General features: G+C 55.5%; 5 protein-coding genes. 3 read left to right on the forward strand and 2 right to left on the reverse strand.

Features of this window, described 5'->3' with window-relative positions; all coding sequences use genetic code 11:
- Positions 1–210: 210 nt before the first annotated feature.
- Together kbl and tdh are read left to right on the forward strand one after the other, a co-directional pair.
- Positions 211–1,407 (forward strand): glycine C-acetyltransferase, encoded by a 1,197-nt coding sequence (kbl, locus tag RTP97_RS21200; RefSeq protein ID WP_312417148.1) that lies wholly within the window; start codon positions 211–213, stop codon positions 1,405–1,407.
- A gap of 9 nt (positions 1,408–1,416) precedes the next feature.
- On the forward strand, positions 1,417–2,442 hold the full coding sequence (gene tdh / locus RTP97_RS21205) for an L-threonine 3-dehydrogenase (RefSeq protein WP_312417150.1): 1,026 nt from the start codon (positions 1,417–1,419) through the stop codon (positions 2,440–2,442).
- Between the two features lie 98 nt (positions 2,443–2,540).
- Here tdh and RTP97_RS21210 read toward each other — a convergent pair whose 3' ends face one another.
- Positions 2,541–3,242, reverse strand: a complete 702-nt coding sequence (locus RTP97_RS21210; RefSeq protein ID WP_312417155.1) for a lipopolysaccharide core heptose(II) kinase RfaY — start codon at positions 3,240–3,242, stop codon at positions 2,541–2,543.
- 231 nt (positions 3,243–3,473) lie between these two features.
- Here RTP97_RS21210 and RTP97_RS21215 point away from each other — a divergent pair, with 231 nt between their 5' ends.
- Entirely contained in the window at positions 3,474–4,505 is a 1,032-nt protein-coding gene (locus RTP97_RS21215) for a glycosyltransferase (protein ID WP_312417159.1), read from the forward strand.
- Here RTP97_RS21215 and RTP97_RS21220 read toward each other — a convergent pair.
- Positions 4,502–5,018, reverse strand: a 517-nt coding sequence (locus RTP97_RS21220) for a divergent polysaccharide deacetylase family protein (RefSeq protein WP_312417162.1), incomplete at its 5' end; no start/stop codon positions are given. The two genes, RTP97_RS21215 and RTP97_RS21220, sit on opposite strands and share 4 nt — an antisense overlap.

Raw genomic sequence — 5,018 nt, forward strand, 5'->3', positions numbered from 1 at the left:
TGAGCTTAGAAGGCCCGGTCACCTGGTTCGCTATGCTCCCGGGCATTTCTTCCCTTGCCGCCCTGATGCATCCTGAATGATTTTGTGTACATGTAACAAATGCGTCACGTGATTTATGCTGCAAAAACGATAACTCTTAATGCGTCATCTCGTATCGGGGTATAGCTTTGGGTAATATGTGCCGAAATTTGCCGAGTCTGGAGAATTGCAATGCGTGGTGATTTTTACAAACAGTTAAACAGTGACCTGGAAACCGCGCGTGCGGAAGGGTTGTTCAAAGAAGAGCGAATCATTACTTCCGCTCAGCAGGCCGATATCACCGTTGCCGACGGCAGCCATGTGATTAACTTCTGCGCCAACAACTATTTAGGTCTTGCGAATCACCCTGAGCTGATCGCTGCCGCGAAGGCGGGCATGGACCCCCACGGTTTTGGCATGGCCTCCGTGCGCTTCATCTGCGGCACCCAGGACAGCCATAAGGCGCTGGAGAGCAAGCTGGCTGCGTTCCTCGGCATGGAAGATGCGATTCTGTACTCTTCCTGCTTCGACGCCAACGGCGGTCTGTTTGAGACCCTGCTCGGCGCGGAAGATGCCATTATTTCCGATGCCCTGAACCATGCGTCGATCATCGACGGCGTGCGTCTGTGTAAAGCGAAGCGTTTCCGCTACGCCAACAACGATATGGTTGAGCTGGAAGCGCGCCTGAAAGAGGCCCGCGAGGCGGGTGCGCGTCATGTGCTGATCGCCACTGACGGCGTGTTCTCTATGGACGGCGTGATCGCCAACCTGAAAGGCGTCTGCGACCTGGCGGATAAGTATGAAGCGCTGGTGATGGTCGACGACTCCCACGCGGTGGGCTTTGTTGGTGCTAACGGGCGCGGCACCCACGAGTACTGCGAGGTGATGGGCCGGGTTGATATCATTACCGGCACGCTGGGCAAGGCGCTTGGTGGCGCATCCGGCGGCTATACGGCGGCACGTAAAGAGGTGGTGGAGTGGCTGCGTCAGCGTTCGCGTCCCTACCTCTTCTCCAACTCGCTGGCCCCGGCGATCGTCAGCGCCTCCATCAAGGTGTTGGAGATGCTGGAATCCGGCGCGGAGCTACGGGAAAAACTGTGGGCTAACGCCAGCCTGTTCCGTGAAAAAATGAGCGCTGCGGGCTTTACCCTGGCCGGAGCCGATCACGCCATTATCCCAGTGATGCTGGGCGATGCGGTAGTGGCGCAGAACTTTGCCCGCGAGCTGCAAAAAGAGGGGATCTACGTGACCGGCTTCTTCTTCCCGGTGGTACCAAAAGGCCAGGCGCGCATTCGTACCCAGATGTCGGCGGCCCACTCCCCTGAACAGATTGAACGTGCGGTGGAGGCCTTCACCCGCATCGGTAAACAACTTGGCGTGATTGCCTGAGGATTAAAGATGAAAGCGTTATCCAAGCTGAAACCACAGGAAGGGATCTGGATGACCGACGTGCCAGAGCCAGAGTTGGGCCATAACGATCTGCTGATCAAGATCCGTAAAAGCGCGATCTGCGGCACGGACGTACACATCTATAACTGGGACGAGTGGTCACAAAAAACCATTCCGGTCCCGATGGTGGTCGGTCATGAGTACGTTGGCGAAGTGGTCGGTATTGGCCAGGAGGTTAAGGGCTTTAAGATCGGCGATCGCGTCTCCGGTGAGGGCCACATTACCTGCGGGCACTGCCGTAACTGCCGCGGCGGCCGCACCCATCTCTGCCGTAATACCGTTGGCGTCGGCGTTAACCGCCCTGGCTCCTTTGCCGAATATCTGGTTATTCCGGCGTTTAACGCCTTTAAAATCCCGGACAACATCTCTGACGAGCTGGCGGCAATTTTCGATCCGTTTGGCAACGCCGTACACACCGCGCTCTCCTTCGATCTGGTGGGTGAAGACGTACTGGTTTCCGGTGCGGGTCCTATCGGCATCATGGCGGCGGCGGTAGCGAAGCACGTTGGCGCACGCCATGTGGTGATCACCGACGTCAACGAGTACCGTTTGGATCTGGCGCGCAAAATGGGCGTTACTCGGGCGGTTAACGTGGCGACCGAAAGTCTGGATCAGGTGATGGCCGAGCTGGGCATGACCGAAGGGTTTGACGTGGGTCTTGAGATGTCCGGCGCACCGCCGGCGTTCCGCACGATGCTCGATACCATGAACCACGGCGGTCGCATTGCGCTGCTGGGTATTCCGCCGTCGGAGATGTCTATCGACTGGAACAAGGTCATCTTCAAAGGCCTGTTCATTAAAGGCATCTATGGCCGCGAGATGTTTGAAACCTGGTACAAGATGGCGGCGCTGATCCAGTCCGGGCTGGACCTCACCCCGCTCATCACCCACCGCTTCAGCATCAATGAGTTCCAGCAGGGCTTTGACGCGATGCGCTCCGGCCAGTCCGGGAAGGTGATCCTGAACTGGGATTAACGGCAGGCCGTCTTCCAGTACTCCCCGGTAGCGCTACGCTTACCGGGGATACACGCTAGTACCGGCAGGTGACGGCATGGTGCACGTAGTCGTGCAGATCAGGCATGCGAGGTAGATTTGCCCCGCAGCTTGCGTGAAAGCTTACGAATATCTTCTTTTAGCTGGATCAGATGGTACACCGCACCCTGGCCCTCTATCTCGATATGGTATTTTTTGCGCAGCGTGAGAATATCGTTTGCCTGGCAGACGCGCATACTGCCGCGGCAGGAGAGATCGATAATCTTCAGTTTGCCCTCTGGTGTGCGAATAAAATTCCCAGCATGAATATCATTTGATGCAAGCCCTGCGCGGTGCAGCATCAGAATGCAGTTTTTTATCTCTTCGCGATTAGAATCGTCTATTGCCTTAAGGGGCGTTCCTTCGACATATTCATGAATGGTATAGACATCAACACACTCGCGCCCGACCATTTTTTCCGCGACATAATAGAGATCGGCCGTTCCGGTATAGCCCTGAGCGATAGCGCGATCGGTGGCGTAAATCAGCTTCGAGAAGAACGGGCCAGAAAGATAGTTTTGCAGCCGTTTCTCCAACCGTTTATCTTTTTCGCGATCGTTTTTAACGATGTACTTTTTACCTTTATACTCCACTACGGCGACCGTTCTATCTTCGTTGCCGCTGCCTAACGACGTAGATGGCAGCTTCCCCGCCAAATACTCTTTCAAGACCTCACCAAAGCGGACCTCCGTTTCCTTTTCATAAATAGTGAAGCCGTTTTCTTTACTGGTAACGATAGCCATATCACGTCCGATCGGGTGGTTACATACAATAATTTCTCGCAGTATCATACCTTAACCTGCCGTAATCTGTTGTCGTCAAAGCTTAACAATAACTGCTTATTCTTAATGCGTTCTTATTTTCTCTCCTAAAAATCAACCGGAACAACAAACCGTGCGGCAGCTTAAGGTTGCCTTAAGAAACGATGCATAAAATGTGACCGCATATCCATTGTTAAGCAGGTGATTATTAAGATGATTCATTCAGGCAAACTGAGCGTCATTATCCCTCTCTATAATGCTGGCGAAGCATTTGCCGCCTGTATGGAGTCGCTGGTGGCGCAACGCTGGGCTGCGCTGGAGATTATTATCGTTAATGATGGATCAACAGACTGTTCCGTCGGGATAGCGCAGCAATATGCTGAAAAATATCCGCATATCCGCCTGATTACTCAAGCAAATGCGGGGGCTTCGGTCGCGCGCAATCGTGGCATGAAGGAGGCGACAGGAGAGTACGTCGCTTTTGTCGATGCAGACGATCTCACCTATCCCGGAATGTATGAGACGCTCATGACTATGGCGCTCCAGGATGACCTTGATGTGGCCCAGTGCAACGCCGACTGGTGCGACAGCGAGACGGGGCACAGCTGGAAATCGATCCCGCTTGACCGTCTGCGTTCTACGGACGTGCTGACCGGCCCGGATTGGCTGCGCATGGCGCTGGCCTCCCGCCGCTGGACACATGTCGTGTGGATGGGCGTGTATCGTCGGCAAATGCTTGAGGCGTGCGGGCTGACCTTCGTGCCTGGCCTACATCATCAGGATATCGTGTGGTCTACCGAGTGCATGTTTAATGCCCGCCGGGTGCGCTATACCGAAGAGTCCCTCTATAAATACTTCCTGCATGACGCCTCGGTAAGCCGACTCAAACGGCAGGGTGAGAAGAACCTTGCCTACCAGCGGCACTACATCAAAATCACCCGCCTGCTGGATAAGCTAAACCGCGACTATGCGGATCGCATCCCTATCTATCCGGAGTTCCGCCAGCAGATAACCTATGAGGCGCTGCGCGTGTTTCATTCGCTGCGTAAAGAGCCGGATACCCTGACCCAGCAGCGTATGATTGCCGAGGTGTTCACTTCCGGGATGTTCCGCCGGATGCTCACCAACGTGCGCAGCGTCAAGTTGGCCTACCAGGCGCTGCTCTGGTCGCTGCGGCTCTATAAGTGGCGCGACAAAACGCTGTCGCACCACCGTATCGCCCGTAGAGCGTTAAAGCTCGGTTAACGTTGGCCCCAGCCCTGCCACTGCTGCTGGAACCAGGCCGTGATCGAACTTTGATTGATGCTTTCGCCCAGTACGGTAAAGAAGCGGCTGGCATAGACCGGCTGTATAGGCTGCTTCGGTTTACACAGCTTCACGCCGTGGAACGGATTGCGCGGTGCGGCAGGTTGTTGCCCGTTGCCAGCCGGCGGCGTCAGGTTTGGTCTTGAGGTGTCGATCTGTGGTTCGTTAAGCAGACTGCTTGGGCGCACCAGAGTGATATCCCCCGGCAGGCTGTAGATCATCTGCTGCAATACGCGCACCGTGTTAGGGTGCGGGTGGCCAATGGCGATCGCCGAGCCATTGCGGCGAGCCAGATCCACCGCCCGGTTAAACTGGCGGCGAATATCCCCTTCGTTCTGCGTATCATCAAGAAATACCCGACGCTTGATCACCTTCACGCCCGTCCCGGAGGCGGCGCGCATTGCCTGGCTGTTGCCGATGGTCATGCTGTCGAGGAAGTAGAGGTTATAGCGC

It is taken from the genome of Pseudescherichia sp. (assembly GCF_031998825.1).
Classification (GTDB): domain Bacteria; phylum Pseudomonadota; class Gammaproteobacteria; order Enterobacterales; family Enterobacteriaceae; genus Pseudescherichia.

Coding starts and splice junctions, on each gene's coding strand:
- kbl (WP_312417148.1), top strand. CDS start 211: ATGCGTGGTGATTTTTACAAACAGTTAAACAGTGACCTGGAAACCGCG.
- tdh (WP_312417150.1), top strand. CDS start 1,417: ATGAAAGCGTTATCCAAGCTGAAACCACAGGAAGGGATCTGGATGACC.
- RTP97_RS21210 (WP_312417155.1), bottom strand. CDS start 3,242: ATGGCTATCGTTACCAGTAAAGAAAACGGCTTCACTATTTATGAAAAG.
- RTP97_RS21215 (WP_312417159.1), top strand. CDS start 3,474: ATGATTCATTCAGGCAAACTGAGCGTCATTATCCCTCTCTATAATGCT.